Source organism: Psychrobacter sp. 28M-43, from assembly GCF_014770435.1.
In the GTDB taxonomy this organism is placed as follows: domain Bacteria; phylum Pseudomonadota; class Gammaproteobacteria; order Pseudomonadales; family Moraxellaceae; genus Psychrobacter.
Genome location: NZ_CP061739.1, coordinates 1,777,650 through 1,793,482 on the forward strand (window position 1 = coordinate 1,777,650; position 15,833 = coordinate 1,793,482).

Annotated in this window: 15 protein-coding genes and 1 pseudogene; 4 read left to right on the top strand and 12 right to left on the bottom strand. The window is 42.3% G+C overall.

The window, feature by feature from the left end:
• The first annotated feature begins 138 nt into the window (after nucleotides 1-138).
• Together rodA and IEE84_RS13265 are read left to right on the top strand one after the other, a co-directional pair.
• The gene (rodA, locus tag IEE84_RS07420) at nucleotides 139-1,281 is read left to right on the top strand and encodes a rod shape-determining protein RodA (RefSeq protein ID WP_057760433.1); all 1,143 of its coding nucleotides are present in this window, start codon (nucleotides 139-141) and stop codon (nucleotides 1,279-1,281) included.
• A gap of 1,107 nt (nucleotides 1,282-2,388) precedes the next feature.
• A pseudogene (locus IEE84_RS13265) lies at nucleotides 2,389-2,730 on the top strand (septal ring lytic transglycosylase RlpA family protein); the annotation flags it as partial.
• A gap of 162 nt (nucleotides 2,731-2,892) precedes the next feature.
• On the opposite strand, the gene radA reads toward IEE84_RS13265, so the two are convergent.
• The 11 genes from radA to IEE84_RS07480 all read right to left on the bottom strand — a co-directional run bounded on the left by radA (nucleotide 2,893) and on the right by IEE84_RS07480 (nucleotide 13,729).
• On the bottom strand, nucleotides 2,893-4,329 hold the full coding sequence (radA, locus tag IEE84_RS07430) for a DNA repair protein RadA (RefSeq protein WP_102094543.1): 1,437 nt from the start codon (nucleotides 4,327-4,329) through the stop codon (nucleotides 2,893-2,895).
• Nucleotides 4,330-4,722: 393 nt separating this feature from the next.
• On the bottom strand, nucleotides 4,723-5,433 hold the full coding sequence (gene lptB / locus IEE84_RS07435; protein ID WP_370587250.1) for an LPS export ABC transporter ATP-binding protein: 711 nt from the start codon (nucleotides 5,431-5,433) through the stop codon (nucleotides 4,723-4,725).
• Nucleotides 5,434-5,576: 143 nt separating this feature from the next.
• Nucleotides 5,577-6,134: a lipopolysaccharide transport periplasmic protein LptA gene (gene lptA / locus IEE84_RS07440; RefSeq protein ID WP_416383466.1), complete on the bottom strand. Its 558-nt coding sequence runs from the start codon at nucleotides 6,132-6,134 to the stop codon at nucleotides 5,577-5,579.
• A gap of 89 nt (nucleotides 6,135-6,223) precedes the next feature.
• On the bottom strand, nucleotides 6,224-6,808 hold the full coding sequence (gene lptC / locus IEE84_RS07445; protein ID WP_057760443.1) for an LPS export ABC transporter periplasmic protein LptC: 585 nt from the start codon (nucleotides 6,806-6,808) through the stop codon (nucleotides 6,224-6,226).
• Nucleotides 6,805-7,371: a KdsC family phosphatase gene (locus tag IEE84_RS07450; protein WP_191113695.1), complete on the bottom strand. Its 567-nt coding sequence runs from the start codon at nucleotides 7,369-7,371 to the stop codon at nucleotides 6,805-6,807. Before IEE84_RS07450 ends, lptC begins: the two co-directional genes overlap by 4 nt.
• A 63-nt stretch (nucleotides 7,372-7,434) precedes the next feature.
• Nucleotides 7,435-8,427, bottom strand: a complete 993-nt coding sequence (locus IEE84_RS07455; protein ID WP_191113696.1) for a KpsF/GutQ family sugar-phosphate isomerase — start codon at nucleotides 8,425-8,427, stop codon at nucleotides 7,435-7,437.
• A gap of 219 nt (nucleotides 8,428-8,646) precedes the next feature.
• Complete coding sequence (gene hfq / locus IEE84_RS07460) at nucleotides 8,647-9,174, bottom strand: RNA chaperone Hfq (RefSeq protein ID WP_160022674.1); 528 nt, start codon at nucleotides 9,172-9,174, stop codon at nucleotides 8,647-8,649.
• 327 nt (nucleotides 9,175-9,501) lie between these two features.
• Nucleotides 9,502-10,668 (bottom strand): tRNA (adenosine(37)-N6)-dimethylallyltransferase MiaA, encoded by a 1,167-nt coding sequence (gene miaA / locus IEE84_RS07465; protein ID WP_191113697.1) that lies wholly within the window; start codon nucleotides 10,666-10,668, stop codon nucleotides 9,502-9,504.
• An 82-nt stretch (nucleotides 10,669-10,750) separates the two neighbouring features.
• Complete coding sequence (gene mutL / locus IEE84_RS07470) at nucleotides 10,751-12,535, bottom strand: DNA mismatch repair endonuclease MutL (RefSeq protein WP_191113698.1); 1,785 nt, start codon at nucleotides 12,533-12,535, stop codon at nucleotides 10,751-10,753.
• Nucleotides 12,536-12,588: 53 nt separating this feature from the next.
• On the bottom strand, nucleotides 12,589-13,119 hold the full coding sequence (tsaE, locus tag IEE84_RS07475; protein WP_191113699.1) for a tRNA (adenosine(37)-N6)-threonylcarbamoyltransferase complex ATPase subunit type 1 TsaE: 531 nt from the start codon (nucleotides 13,117-13,119) through the stop codon (nucleotides 12,589-12,591).
• The gene (locus IEE84_RS07480; RefSeq protein WP_191113700.1) at nucleotides 13,112-13,729 is read right to left on the bottom strand and encodes a 6-pyruvoyl trahydropterin synthase family protein; all 618 of its coding nucleotides are present in this window, start codon (nucleotides 13,727-13,729) and stop codon (nucleotides 13,112-13,114) included. Before IEE84_RS07480 ends, tsaE begins: the two co-directional genes overlap by 8 nt.
• Before the next feature lie 351 nt (nucleotides 13,730-14,080).
• Here IEE84_RS07480 and IEE84_RS13185 point away from each other — a divergent pair, with 351 nt between their 5' ends.
• Nucleotides 14,081-14,203, top strand: coding sequence for a hypothetical protein (locus tag IEE84_RS13185; RefSeq protein WP_021815223.1), 123 nt, complete (start codon nucleotides 14,081-14,083; stop codon nucleotides 14,201-14,203).
• Between the two features lie 108 nt (nucleotides 14,204-14,311).
• Here IEE84_RS13185 and IEE84_RS07485 read toward each other — a convergent pair whose 3' ends face one another.
• Entirely contained in the window at nucleotides 14,312-14,644 is a 333-nt protein-coding gene (locus tag IEE84_RS07485) for a YnfA family protein (protein WP_102091506.1), read from the bottom strand.
• Between the two features lie 221 nt (nucleotides 14,645-14,865).
• Between IEE84_RS07485 and htpX the strand changes: the two genes are divergently transcribed.
• Nucleotides 14,866-15,783, top strand: a complete 918-nt coding sequence (htpX, locus tag IEE84_RS07490; protein ID WP_191113701.1) for a protease HtpX — start codon at nucleotides 14,866-14,868, stop codon at nucleotides 15,781-15,783.
• Nucleotides 15,784-15,833: the final 50 nt, after the last annotated feature.

A 15,833-nucleotide genomic window follows, 5' to 3' on the forward strand; every position in this document is an offset into this window, starting at 1 on the left:
TGTGAATGATATAGCCATCGCGTGCTCGCATAATTTTATTAAAGTCGGTACTTTTTAGTACGATTCTCATCGTTGTTTATAATGAGATAATTTAGTTAGTACTTCCCTCCTACACCAATTGTTAGCCAAATTCTGCCTATGTCTTCTAACCCGCAATATCGTTTTTCACGTCAAAGCCATCATTTGGGTCAAGGTCATGCACCGACACTATGGCAACGCATTCATATCGACCCATGGTTAACTTTACTGTTATTGACGGTTTGTTGTATTGGTCTGACGATTCTATACAGCGCCGCCAGCCAAGATATTGGTATGGTTATTCGCCAAATGGTCAGTTATGGGGTGGCATTCGCTGTGATGTTTACCATGGCGCAGATACCGCCTAGTCTCTATCGTACTTTTACGCCTATATTTTATGTCTTAGGGCTTATATTATTAGTGCTGGTAGATATTATCGGTGAAGTACGTATGGGTGCTCAGCGCTGGATCAATTTGCCTGGGTTCGGTAGTGTGCAGCCTTCAGAGTTTATGAAGCTTGGTATGCCAATGATGTGTGCTTGGTTTTTGTCTAAGCGTGATTTGCCACCGTCAGCATCTAGCATTGCTATTACCTTGGCATTAATCATTGTACCGGTGCTATTAATTGCTAAAGAACCTGATCTTGGTACATCACTACTGGTCGCTGCCAGTGGCATATTTGTGCTTTTCCTAGCAGGCCTTTCATGGCGATTGATTTCTGCTGCTGTAATTTTGGCTGTACCATTTATTGCCTTTGCTTGGAACTTTTTACTCCACGACTATCAGCGTACGCGGGTATTGACACTCCTTAATCCTGAAGCAGATGTGCAAGGCGCTGGGTGGAACATTATTCAATCGAAGACAGCTATTGGCTCTGGTGGCCTCACTGGAAAAGGTTATCTGGAAGGCACACAATCACACCTACATTTCCTACCAGAAGGCCATACTGACTTTATCATTGCCGCCTTCTCCGAGGAGTTTGGTTTGCTCGGTGTGATGCTACTGATGTTCATTTACTTTTGCCTTCTGTCACGCGCCTTATATATCGCTTTCACCCATCCTGATGTTTACAGCAGATTGTTGGCTGGTGCTATCGCCATGTCTTTCTTTGTTTATATATTCGTCAATGTCGGCATGGTTGGCGGCATTTTGCCTGTCGTAGGTGTTCCACTACCATTTATTAGTTATGGTGGTACGGCTATCGTGACTTTGATGGCAGGATTTGGCCTACTCATGTCTATCCATACACATAAATCCGGCTAATTTGTATCAGGTACTTTTTATACAAACCAACTTTAAAGTAAGTCGTTGTAATAATTATGGTAGTACCATTAAGATAAATTGTTTTGTACTACTAATGATTTGATAAAAGACAATGAGCCATAGCGCGAAGAAAAGTTTTATTCTTCGCGCTATGGCTTTTTTATTTTAATGGTCTTCATATAATTTATGTTCATATCAGTCGCTATAATAGTTACAAATCTGAAATAATTATTCGTTTTAGCGCCCCTTATTTTTACTAGAAAATTGACGTAATTTCCGATATTAGTTAACCACCTATAAGTTCAGAAAGATTTTATTCCTTGTTTTTTACAAAAAATTGCGTTAACCTCGTTTTACTGTACTCTGATACATAACCCGTACATAGCTACTAATAAACTTTGCATTTAAATATATTTAGGTTGTAGCGTAGCCGTATAGTTAGCATCTTGTAGATTCCAGACTTTCAAATACACTACTTAATTAACGGTTTGATAACATAGCGATACGCGATGTCCTACGAACCTTTTAGTAACGTATCATTCTAATGAAGTTTGTATATCGCACATCATGTAAATACGACATATAGTGACATTGTCACTCAGTCCTGATTTTGGACTTTGTATTCAATGCTTATCGCTAACTATCATTTGAGCGTATCGTCAGTCACTCTATCTATTAGAGGTACTGAATACTGATGATAATGAAATGAAAAATTACCATATATTAATATCTATAAGAGCCATTCGTTAATCAATATGAAAACAATAGATTAATGCCATGCTCAATCTAAAATACTTAGAGTTAGGTTTTGATGTATAAGTTATAGAGGTATTTATGAACAAGCGTTTATCTGGTTTACTTACAATGTCAGCAATGTTATTTGCTGGCTCTGCAGTCGCTACCAATGCAAATGCTGTAGAAGCAAAGACCACACTTGCTATGATTTCGCAAGATAACGCCTCCCACATTGACCGTGTACTTGGTGAATTAAGCCGTCAACATGATGGTGCATCAAGTTTGGTAAAGTCAGCCCGTCAGCCTACTTCATTGGCACTTAGCAGCTCGTTGTTAGCCAATGATACGACACAAGTCACCAATGATGAAGACGTACTAGAGCGTCTAACAGCTGTCGCCTCTAACTCTGTCAGTAAGTTCAAGCAGACTGGCCTTGCGTCTTGGTATGGTCGTAAGTTTCATGGTCGCAAGACTGCCAGTGGCGAAACTTTTGACATGAACGGTTTAACTGCAGCGCATCGCTCATTGCCATTGAACTGCTATGTCAAAGTTACTAACAAGACCAATGGTAAAAGTGTCGTGGTAAAAGTGAACGATCGTGGCCCATTCCATGGCAACCGTGTTTTAGATTTATCTTATGGTGCTGCCAAAAAACTCGGTATTACGAGCAAAGGCGTGGGTAACGTTGCTATCGAGCGCGTTGCAGGACCTTAATTTTAGGTATCAGTTTTAAAGACCAATAATATTGCTAGCCTATATAGCAAAAAAAGCCTAACTAATCATTAGTTAGGCTTTTTTTATGGTCTATATTTATCGCTCTAGGCTAATAGTAGCGACTGAACTACTCAAAATAAAGTACTATTAGTTCGATATATCTTATAACTCAAATGCGCTTTCGATAGCATCATCAAGACGTTCAACAGCAATCACATTGATACCTTTGAACTGAGGCGCATCTTTAGCAGGTGCATTGGCCTTTGGAATAATGGCATGCTTAAACCCATGCTTCATCGCTTCCTTTAGGCGCTCTTGTCCGTTAGGTACTGGGCGTATCTCACCCGATAGACCGACTTCACCAAATACGGCTAATGAAGATGGTAACGCTCTCTCTTTAATACTTGAAGCACAAGCCAACAGTACGGCCAAATCAGATCCTGTCTCTATGACTTTAACGCCACCAACGACGTTGACATAGACATCTTGTCCACTGGTATGTATCCCGCCGTGACGATGCATCACCGCTAGTAGCATGGATAAACGCTGAAAATCTAGACCTAGCGCCATTCTTCTAGGTGAGCCTTGTGAATCATCGACCAAGGCTTGCACTTCTACTAACAATGGCCTTGTACCTTCACGACTGACCATCACCACAGATCCAGCAACAGGTTTGTCATAACGACTTAAAAATATCGCTGATGGATTAGCGACTTCTTTGAGTCCCATATCAGTCATACCAAAGATGCCCAACTCATTAACCGCACCAAAGCGATTCTTGACCGCACGAATCATACGAAAACGCGAGTCAGACTGGCCTTCAAAATAGAGTACCGTATCAACCATATGCTCCAATACTCGCGGACCCGCTAGCGTACCTTCTTTGGTTACATGTCCTACTAAAAATAGCGCTGTCCCTGTTTGCTTAGCATAGCGCGTCAAAATCGCAGCAGACTCTCTAATCTGACTGACACCACCTGGTGCAGAGTTGATAGCGTCTGTATAAATTGTCTGAATAGAATCAATAATAGCGATGGCTGGCTGCTCTTGCGTTAATGCAGCACAGATAGTTTCTACGTTAGTTTCGGCCAGTACACGCAGTCTATCAGCAGGCAAGTCTAAGCGTTTGGCTCGCATGGCCACCTGTGCAAGTGACTCTTCACCCGTCACGTATAATGCACTACCTGCCAATGAATCAGCTCGTGCCATATTGGTCGCGGTTTGCAGCAGAATCGTTGATTTACCAATACCTGGATCACCACCGATTAACACCACAGAACCCGCCACCAGTCCACCGCCAAGTACGCGATCGAACTCACTGATACCGGTTGGTAAGCGTGTGTCGAGCGTCACACTTACTGCGTTAAGCGGCATGACAGCACTGTGAGTACCGGAATAGTTACCAGCTGGCGCACTGGTACCACGAGTAGCAGCTCGTGCGTTATTAGGCTTCGCGGTGCTCTTATTATGATGGGGCATGCTGACATTTGGGGCTTCAACCAAGCTATTCCATTCCCCGCAATCCGTACACTGCCCAGCCCATTTACCAAAATGCGCGCCACAATGCTGACAGACATAGCTGCTTTTATTTTTTGCCATAGCTTATAAGCCTTATTCAGAGGGTCAATCGAGAATAATGAAGAAAGTATTGTCACGCTTTATAAGCGCTGATTCAAAAATATTTGTTATGATAAGTCAGCTATTGGTTTTGCAAGCTGTACTTGAAAGAGGATGATGTTAATTGTAGAGATATTAATTGTAGATATAAGTAGTAACTGGCTTCTAAGCTCTATATAAGATAGTTTTAGCCAGCTCTATTAGTTAATTAGAAAATACAAAACTATTGGTATGAGTTTTAAGCAGCGTTTGGAAAGCAAAATGCATAGGAAGTAAGGAAAATCTATAACAGCATAACTCTACTTTAACGGCATCTTTTTGTTTTAAGCGCACTATATAAAATAGAGTATGAGATAAGGGATTTAACGCTCTCACTTATACTTGGAAGTCTTTACCTAGATAAACAGATTTTACTAAATCATTTTCTAACACTTCAGCCGAAGTGCCTTCTGCAATGATAGCGCCTTCTGATACGATATAAGCCTTTTCGCAAATAGCTAATGTATCTCGAACATTATGATCAGTAATTAAAACGCCAATGCCGCGATTTTTAAGCGTCAAAATAACGTCTTTGATATCGCCGACAGAGATAGGATCTACCCCTGCAAAAGGTTCATCCAATAATATAAACTTAGGATCAGCGGCCAATGCTCGCGCAATCTCACAGCGACGACGCTCACCGCCTGACACGCTCATACCCTGAGACTTGCGCACATGTTCTAAATGGAACTCGCCAATCAACTTTTCAAGCTCTTGCTGCTGTTCAGCTTTATTTAATTCTGTGCGAGTCTGTAAAATAGCTAAGATATTGTCTTCGATAGATAGTTTACGAAAGATTGATGCCTCTTGCGGCAGATAGCCGATACCCGCACGCGCACGCTCGTGCATTGCGTATTTAGATAAATCCATTTTACCTAGCGTAACACGGCCCTTATCCATATTGACTAGTCCCACCACCATATAGAAGCTAGTCGTTTTACCAGCACCATTAGGCCCCAACAGTCCGACGACTTGACCCTGTTCGACAGAAAACGACACGTCTTTGACCACCCAACGCTTTCCATAGCGCTTGCCTAAATTCTGCATAGTCAATCGAGCGACAGGCGCCGTATTGGTGTTTGATGCCGATAGGTCTAGATTTTTATCATCGCTCATAACTTACTCTTACTTTCACAAAATTTTAGCATTGCTAAAGGCAGACTTATTTACTCATAGCCTGTTTATTTGGATTAACGTACGCCACTTTGGTTTGTACTATTGTTAGGCGGGAATACCAATTCAACGCGCTGATTGCCACCAGCAGTCGCTTCAACATCACCTGCTTTTAGGCTATAACGGATAACATTACCAGCGAAGCTTGCACCATTTTGAACCAACTTTGCATTGCCAGTTAGCGTAATAATCCCAGACACTGCGTTGTAGTCAATCTTATTAGCCTGCCCTTTTGCCAAGCCCTTTTCTGGCGTGACTACTTGCTGCATAGTCGCTGGACGGCCAGTTGCTACCGCTGAGTTAATGCTACGCTGCTGAGATAGATTGACCGTGATGTTGTCGGCCGTCATCTTAAACGTACCTTGAGTAATAATGACATTACCTGCATAACTGGTCACGCCGGTACGCTCACTATAAGTGGCTTTATCCGCTAGCAATTTGATCTGCTGATTAGAATCTGATGGCAATGCATGACTATATAGCGGTAGCGCCAATAACATCACCATTGGCAGTGCGCGCAATTTGTGCAAGCAGAGTGATGATGCGCGTAAAGTAGGCAAAAATTTAAGTTTCATATAAATAACTCATTTCATAATAGGTGGTAGGATTTGCAAACTTTATGCTAGCTGCTATTTTTTGACACAGTAAATAAGAAGTACTTTGATTAAAATAATGCTTTATCTTGGCGTTCAGATGGAGAAAAGGCAACAGCAACTTGGCCAAATTCATACTCTCCCGTCTCAAGATTGGCAGTCATACTAGAGGCTTCAAATCGATTCATGCCTTGTTCGATTTTCACAGGCGCGTCACTGTATACTTTGCCTGATTTCGTATTGCCCTTTAGCGTACTACCAGTTACTTTTATTGGTTCGATATCAGGGGTACTCTTATTGCCTTCGCTCACCAGTGTAAATCCACCTGATAAACTAAGCTCCCCTGTCTGTTGACTAATAGCTGCACTGCCCGCTTGAATACGATAGCGTTGCTCTGCAGATGGTTCCCAATTCATGGTAATGCCTGACATTTCATCCTGATTGGTCTCAGGATTATGCGTCAAAGACTCAGCGGTAAGCTCGTATTCGGTTTCGCCTTGCTCATTCGTCTGCACGGCTTTGATATCAGTGGCTTCATAATCGACATCTGTCGTTTCAATATTGACTGGCGGCGTTACGTCGCCTTGCTGCTGAAAAAACCAACCCGCGATACCGGCAATAATTAAGGCTAATACAATTAAGACACGTGTATTCACGACTGGTTATCCTGAGTTTGCGCCTCATCAAGCGTGTAATGCGCGATAAAGTCTTGATAATGTCCATGACCTTTTAAAATAAGGTCACATATCTCGCGCACCGCTCCAGTACCGCCAGTACGAGTCGTTACCATGTCACTGCGCTTGATAACTTCAGCATGCGCGTTAGGTACGGTGGCCGCAAACCCTACTGTTTGCATCGCCTTAATGTCTGGTAAATCATCACCCATATAGGCACAGTCGGCAGCAGTGATATTCAGGGCAGGATCTAGAGAGGACAGCAGCTCGTTTAGCGCAATTAATTTATCATCACGTCCTTGCACTACATGGTTGACGCCCATTTCTGCTGCGCGCTTGTTTACCATCGCACTACTACGGCCAGTAATAATGGCTGTCAAAATACCGTAACGCGCTAACGACTTAACACCCACACCATCCTGTACGGAGAATGCTTTGGTCTCAACACCATTGGCATCATAGATAATTTGACCATTGGATAAAATACCATCAACATCCATGACCAATAGTTTTACTTGTCCGGCTTTCTGTATCAAGTCCTGCATTATTTGTCTCTTTTTAATATTTATTCTATATAGCTTAACTATTTCAACGGCAACTCACAAACCTTATTTGACACCAGCTTGCAGCAAATCATGTACGGTAATAATAGCTTCTAAACGATCTTCATCATCGATAATCAATAACTGGCTAATACCACTCTCATTCATGACACTCAGCGCATCTGACGCACGCATCGTTTTACTGATATGGCGTGGATTGCTGACCATTACTTCATGCATTGGCGTTTGTAGGTCGATGCCTTTTTCTAACCCTCGGCGCAAGTCACCATCTGTGAACACACCGACGACCTTATTATTATCATCAGTTACTACTGTCATGCCTAATCGTCCGGCAGACATAGTAAATAAAGCTTGTTGCAATGGGGCCTGCTGATGAATCAAAGGCAAGTCTTCTGACTTGGTATGCATCAAGTCTTCGACACGCGTCAATAGCTGACGACCCAAGGCACCAGCAGGATGCGATAATGCAAAATCTTCAGAAGTGAAATTACGTGCGTGTACTAAAGCAACCGCCAATGCATCTCCGAGCGCTAAAGTAGCTGTCGTACTGGAGGTAGGCGCTAGATTAAGCGGACAAGCCTCTTGCGACTGACCAAGTGTCAATACAATGTCAGCTGCTCGTGGCAACATACCGCGTTTATCACGACTGATACTAATGAGAGGAATATTTAGATGCTTAACAACTGGCAGTAGCATCTTGATTTCATCTGACTCACCTGAGTTTGAAATAGCAAGTAGCACATCACCTTTTACAAGCATCCCCAAATCACCATGTCCCGCTTCACCAGGATGCATAAAAAAAGCAGGCGTACCAGTTGAGGCAAAGGTCGCTGCAATCTTGCGTCCAATTAGACCTGACTTACCCATGCCCGTGACTACCACTCGACCCTTGCAAGTCAAAATAATGTCACATGCTTGTGCAAATCTGTCGTCAATCTGCTCTGTTAGCAGTGCTAACGCAGATATCTCTGTGTTAATGGCCTCGATAGCAGTGGTAATAAATTGCTCATGGGTTAAGTTGTTTTTGGTATCACTCATGAATCCGCTCTATTTTTATAATGAATCAATACGCTATTTTACTACACTATGTTTGATATTAGTAATGGTCTACAAAATCTACACTAATATAGTGCTTTATACTGAATAAAGAGCTTGCTGCTATCTATACAAAAAAAACCCACTATATCAGCAGGTTTCAAACGAATAAATCATGTCTTAATACTTTGTTCAGACAATATGCTCGATTAGGGCAATGAGTTAGCTGTTGCTATCATTAGAACCGTCGTTTGGCTTATCTTCGAAGCCTGTATTATCTGCCGTGGCATCAAAGCCACGATCTTGACCGAAGCCACCACGCTCAAACCCGCGTTCTTGACCTTGTCCAAAGCTACCTCGTTCAAAGCCACGATCCTGACCTTGGCTAAAACCACCACGATTGAATCCACTACGACTCGATGCAAAACCACGTTCTTCAAAGCCGCCAGCAGCAGGGTTGCTACCACGCTCAAAGCCACCGCCTTGATATCCAGTTGGTGCTGCACTCTGAGGCTGAGCACTTGTACCTGTCGTCGTACTACTACGCGGGTTACGTGCTGGTACAACTGTTGAAATGGCATGTTTATATACCATTTGGCTCACTGTGTTTTTCAGGAGAACAACATATTGATCAAATGATTCAATTTGGCCTTGTAGTTTAATACCGTTTACCAAAAAAATAGAGACAGGAATGCGGTCTTTGCGCAGCGAGTTCAAGAACGGATCTTGTAAAGTTTGTCCTTTTGACATGAAATCTCTCCTAAATATTATATAGTTATGTTTTGAGTGCCAATTATTTTAAGTGTTAATTTAATTATAATGGCTAAAAGGTAGATACAATAAGGTGTTTTCTTTATAAAACGTATCTAAATAAATATTCGTTGCTCTTAAGTGATTCCACTTTATCGCGAATACGTTATTATTGTAAATAATTAAGTAACTAGTTGTTTCGTTAATAATTTATGTCTACAAAAGTTCATAAACCAGACATCATAACAATGCTCAATGCACTGAGCTAAATTATAACAGCTATCTATGCCAATTTTTGAAACTAATTGTGTTAGCTATTATTGTACCTTAAGACAAGTACTCTCGTGCTTCGGCCATGGTTTCAAACGTTTGTAATATCATACGACTGCTATTATCAGTCCCACTCTCAGAGTCTGCTATCCCATTTGATGTTGCACTGGGCAACTGCATTACCTTTCTTAGCCATGTGTACTGACGTTTTGCTAGCTGCCTTGTAGCATATAATGCCTTATTTTGCATTTCCTGACAAGCAAGCGCCTCGGTCTCTTGGCTAGCCATGTTTGGTTGAGCAGCTGACTGAGCAACATTATTTGTGATTTCTTTTTCTTCGTTGACAGCTGAATGCTTTCCAAAAGCTTCATAAAATTGAGCTTTATCCAGATGAGTCTCATTAAATATCGGATGATCAATGTGCACCAAGTATTCTAGTACTTGCCTGTAACCCACACAGCGCATCGAAGGCATATTAGGCGTGAGCGGATACTTTTTTAGTAAGTCTATGACTTCAGCCACTAGCCCTTCATTCCACATGATATCTAGACGTTGTTCGATACGATCATGTAGCCATGGACGATCTGGCATTACCGATAGTGCATGCCATTGTTGATTCGGATTATGTGCCAATGCTTGCTTTGGCTTGCGCTGCCAGTCACTTATTGGAATATTTGTCTGTAGATAGACTTCAATTGCTCGCGTGATACGCTGAGTATCAGTAGCATTCAAGCGCTCATGACTTATAGGATCGATACTCCCCAAATAATCATATAGAGCGCTAATACCTTCCTCTTGACGCCACTGCTCTACGCGCGCGCGTACGCTGTCATCGCTATCGGGCACAGGAGACAACCCATCGAGTAGCGCCATGTAATACATCATGGTGCCGCCTACTAATAATGGTATCTTGCCATTTCTATGACATTCGTCAATAAGACGGGCAACGTCACTAACAAACTCAGCCACGCTATAGCTTTGCATAGGATCAATGATATCGACCAAATGATGTGGATAACGCGCCAGCTCAGCCACTGTTGGCTTGGCTGTGCCAATGTTCATGTCACGATATATCAGCGCTGAGTCCACAGAAATTAACTCAAAACGGCCAGTATCGTATAGCTCGTACGCCAGTGACGTCTTGCCACTAGCGGTTGGTGCCATAAGACAAACCACGCTGTTATCCGTCAGTTTGTGAGGTAGGCTATCAGACGAATGTTGCATAAAGTGGCCTTTCATAATATATGGATAACTCAGATAACAACTGGTTTGATTGCTTTAAGATGTTGTAACCGTCTTGAGATATTCAGGATAGCATTAGCTTTACTAAGCGGTGACTGTCTATCGTCTTGATAGCATTGTTCATAATTATTTCAGTAAGATCATTCACTAAAACCATTGAATCTTGCGCAGACATTTGCGTATTGACCGTCATAAGTTGTTGATTAACCTCAGTAGCCCTGTTTGGTAATCTATCTTTTTTGAATACTTGCTGACTAGAGGTAAGTGACTCAAATAGCTGGCTTATTTTAGACTGCCAATCTTTAGCACTTATCAGTACGCACTGCCCTTGGTGATAAAATAACAGCCAAGGTAGCTTTTTATCCTCTGCGCTTGAGTCAATACCAATAGTCTCTACTTTTTCAATAATATCTAAGCAAATTGGTAAAGATGCAAAAGTACCTGCTCCATCAGAATAATGTGACGTGCTGTTGTTACTGTTGTTACTTTGGTCTGATCGTTCATTGATATGAGATTGCACTGACTCTTGCAATAAAGGATTACTTGAAAGTGATTGGTTTGCAGTAGTCTGATAAGACTGTCTAGTAGCTTTTACTTGATTATGCTGCCTTGGGTTATTGCTAGACTGACTACTTGAGATGGGCACTTCAGAAGAACGACTTAAAGAAGCATCATTATTTGCCCGTTCCGCAGATATGTATTGGCTATCAGCTTCGGTCGTCGCTACGGACGCAGATGCAGAAACAATTCCAAGCCCAAATTTAGCTACGTCGATCGTTTTCAACTGCGTACGAACTGTATGGCCTAAATGCGCCATGATATTATTCAATGGACTGATTTTGATACGTTGTTTAGATGGATGTACATTGATATTTAACCATTGCGTTGGTAAATCAAAATACAGTGCATACCCCATACCTGCTAGCTGCGCACCTTGTGCCAGTTGACGTATCTGATTGCTAATCAATGCTTCTTTTACCAGTCTGCCATTTACATAAATCAGCTTTGGTAAGTCAGATTTGTCATGATGTAGCGGCCATAACCAACCAATAATCGCTGCCTGATTAACATTGCTATCATCGTACGCTACAGACGATTGTACTAGACTCGATAAATCTATGGATATTGCTAATGCATTATCTGTCAATGCCATACCCGTTGCTTGTTCTAGACGCGGCAGTGGCAAGCGACTGTCATTGTTACCACTAACACTCGTAGCACTTGCAGATAATGATAGCCGCTGTTTATTGTCGTGAAAGAGTGTCAAAGCAACATCGGCACGCGCCAGTGCGACTTCTCGGACGATGGTCTCGATATGACCGAACTCAGTAGCAATAGATTTCAAATTACCGCGGCGGGCAGGCACATTGAAATACAAATCTTTTACTACAATCGTAGTACCGCGGTTATGCACAACTGGTAACAGTTTCGGTGTATCATCTAATACGCCAGCGACCTGTAATTGACGACCGATACCGCTCTCATCATGACTACTGGTTAAGGTTAAACGCGAGACAGCAGCCATCGCCGCTAATGCTTCACCGCGAAAACCCAATGTCGTAATACCATGCAAGTTAGCAACGTCAGCAACCTTACTGGTCGCATGACGAGTGATGGCCATGACCATGTCGTCAGGATAAATGCCGACCCCATTATCTACCACTTCAATCAGGCCCATACCGCCTTGAGTGATGCGCACCTCAATATTGGTCGCACCAGCATCGATGGCATTTTCCAGCAGCTCTTTGACCACTGCTGCTGGACGTGTCACCACCTCACCTGCTGCTAATTGATTGATTAGCAACGGCGATAGTTTTTTGATGCGGGTATTAGGATGATTATCTGGCATAGATAGATGTCATGTTTTTGGAAAGTAGCGATTGGTGTAATTTAGATATTCATTTAGATGATAAGTTGCGATAGTTCCAAGCCCTGCGCTTGACCTGCCTTTGACACTCTCAACTGCACTTGGCGTGCTTCAGTGTCGTTATCATCGCTTACACTTTGAGTCATATCGATAAATAACGTGGGCGGCGGAAGATAGCTATCAGCACGGCTAGCCCATTCGATGATGACTAATGCTTCAGGCTCATCCAGATACTCGTCAAATCCAATAAAAGACAGTTCTTCTGGATCTTGGAGACGATATAAATCTGCATGATAAACTGGCTTGATCGAACCATCTTTTCGCTGAATACTATAAGGCTCAACCAAGGTATAGGTTGGGCTTTTCACCGCACCTGTATGACCAAGCGCTTGTAACCAATAACGCGTCAGTGTCGTTTTACCAGCGCCCAAGTCACCTGCCAGCCACACGCTGCCTGTTAGCGGCAATGTCGCTAATTGCTCAGCCAATGATTGAGTATCTTGCTCAGAATTGAGTATCAGAGTCTTTAAGTATTTGCTATTTTCTATAGATTGACCATCACACATCAGACTGAACCTGCTCTGTCTGTACCTGCATGGTCACAGTTGGATTGGTAAAGCTTTCACCGCGAATCAGTTTGGCATACAGCTCAGAGTCAGTCCACTCAGCACGAACCTGCTCACTGAATTCAAAATCTTCTAGAACTAGTTTACCCATTTGATCGTTTGCAACATCATCAGCAAAACACTGCGCATACCCTGTCGCCGTCTCGTGAGCAATTACTGAGTACACGCTGACATCTGCTTCACCATTTTGCATTTGTGTCTGACGTAGTATTTCTTGTGCCCAAAAAAATATCACTCGTGAAAACTGCTCTGCCGATGGTGAAACTGGTAGGCTGATCCAACGCGCGCTAAATTTCTTACACGCTGCGACATACTCAGGATCATCTTTGTTCCAAAAACAAATGGCATGATCAAAGCTATCAATAATGTCCTTGATCGAAGACTTTAGTAGACCAAAGTCATAAACCATTTGCCCATGGTCTAAACGAGTGGCTTCAAGAATCAGCTCAATTTGATAGCTGTGGCCATGAATCGAGTGCTTACAACGCTCAGAACTACAGTTACGAACGATGTGAGCATTTTCAAATTTGAACAGTTTACGAATACGCATAATAATTTGACCAAAACAGTAAGCACTATGGTGCTAAATGTTAATAAATAAGAGTTTGCCGCGTTTATGAATCGGTTTATGACGCATTATAGCAAATCGCCATGTATCCGTAAGTAAGCACTTATTAATACAATGATTGATTGAACGAATCAATTGGTAAACTAGGACTAACCGTAAACATAAAGAATTTGAATGATACTTGAATCGTAGACGAATTGTGCGAGCGCTATCTATTACTAAAGCTTAAGCCTATACTCTATTCAGTAAACAGCTATGTTAGCTGTATTCACACTGTCTTAGATTCGCTTAACTTGGCGTAATGAGTAGTGTGCTGTAAAAAAGGAAACGATGATGAGCAAAGGTCAAGACAGCAAGAAGAACGTTAAGAAAAAGCCCCTTTTGACTGCTAAAGAGAAGAAAGCTGCCAAACAAGCCAAGAAAGACGACAACGGTAGCATCTTAGGCAAACATTAATAATAAATACATCAATATGCCAATCTGACTTAACCGTTTGATTGGTATTTTTTTGGTTCGTCATTGACTTTTAGCTAAGCACTGTCTTTAATTAAGCTTAGGTTTTTATTAAGCTCCGCGCGGCGCAAACATAATAATCGCCATTCCTAATAGTGCAACTATCGAACCCACTATGTCCCACATGGTTGGTCGTATACCATTGACCGTCCACAACCACAAAATCGCCATACATATATAAACGCCACCATATGCAGCATAGACCCTGCCTGCAGCAGTTGGATGTAATGACAGCAGCCAAACAAACGCGACCAAACTCAGCGCACCAGGTATCAGTAGCCAGATTGACTTGCCTTCTCGCAGCCACAGATAAGGCAGATAACATCCTGCAATCTCAGCCAATGCAGTAAGCGCAAATAGCCCAACCGTCTTTAATTCTGTCAAAAATCACTACTCCTCATCTAGTACTTTTCTAATCTGATAAAACCATTCAGACATTGTACGGCATTCTTCAAAAGAATCATTCTATCTCTGTCACCTCTTATAAAAGACTATTTTGTCTAACATTCCAGTCAAAATCACAGTAAAATCTATCATAACAAACAAACCTCTTAGATAACCGTCTATCGAGGCCATACCGACATTGTAAATAGGAAGTTAGCATCATGATGCGTATTGGATTATTTTTATTAACCAACTTAGCAGTGATTGTGGTATTTAGCATTGTGTTTGGTATTTTATCGAGGTTTTTTGGAATCGGTGGTGTGCACAGCGCAGGTGGTCTTAACTACATTAGCCTTGCTGTTATATGTGGTATCTATGGTATGGTCGGCTCGATGGTGTCGCTATTTATATCGAAGTGGATGGCTAAAAGATCTACTGGTACGGTAGTTATAGAATCGCCACGCACCGCTACTGAGCAATGGTTAGTTGATACAGTCGCCAAACAAGCGCGAGCCGTAAATATCGGTATGCCTGAGGTTGGTATTTTTAATAATTCGCAGCCAAATGCCTTTGCGACTGGCTGGAATAAAAATAAAGCACTGGTGGCAGTATCGTCTGGCCTACTACAAAATATGAATCAAGATGAAGTCGAAGCCGTATTGGCACATGAGATTGGCCATGTGGCGAACGGTGATATGGTAACCCTCGCCCTCATTCAAGGCGTGGTCAACGCGTTTGTGATGTTCTTTGCACGTATTGTTGGTAATTTCGTGGACCGTACTGTGTTTAAAAACACCAGTGATCGCCCAGGTGTTGGGTACTTTATCACCAGTATTGTGATGGATATTCTACTTGGATTTTTGGCGTCTGCCATCGTGATGTGGTTCTCACGCTTACGTGAATTCCGTGCGGATCAAATGGGTGCAAAATTGGCCAGCCGCGAAAAAATGATCAGTGCGCTTGATGCGTTGCGTCCTTCTGCACAGCGACCGGATCAAATGCCTGAGAGTATGAAAGCATTTGCGATCTCATCTGGGCAGGCTCAAGGCTTTAGTATTGCAAACCTATTCCGCTCACACCCCACGCTTGATGACCGTATTGCGGCGTTAAGGAATTATAATCCTAGTGAATTTAAGTAGAAGCCCAGACATAAAAAAAGCCTATCTATATAAGACAGGCTTTTCTAAAT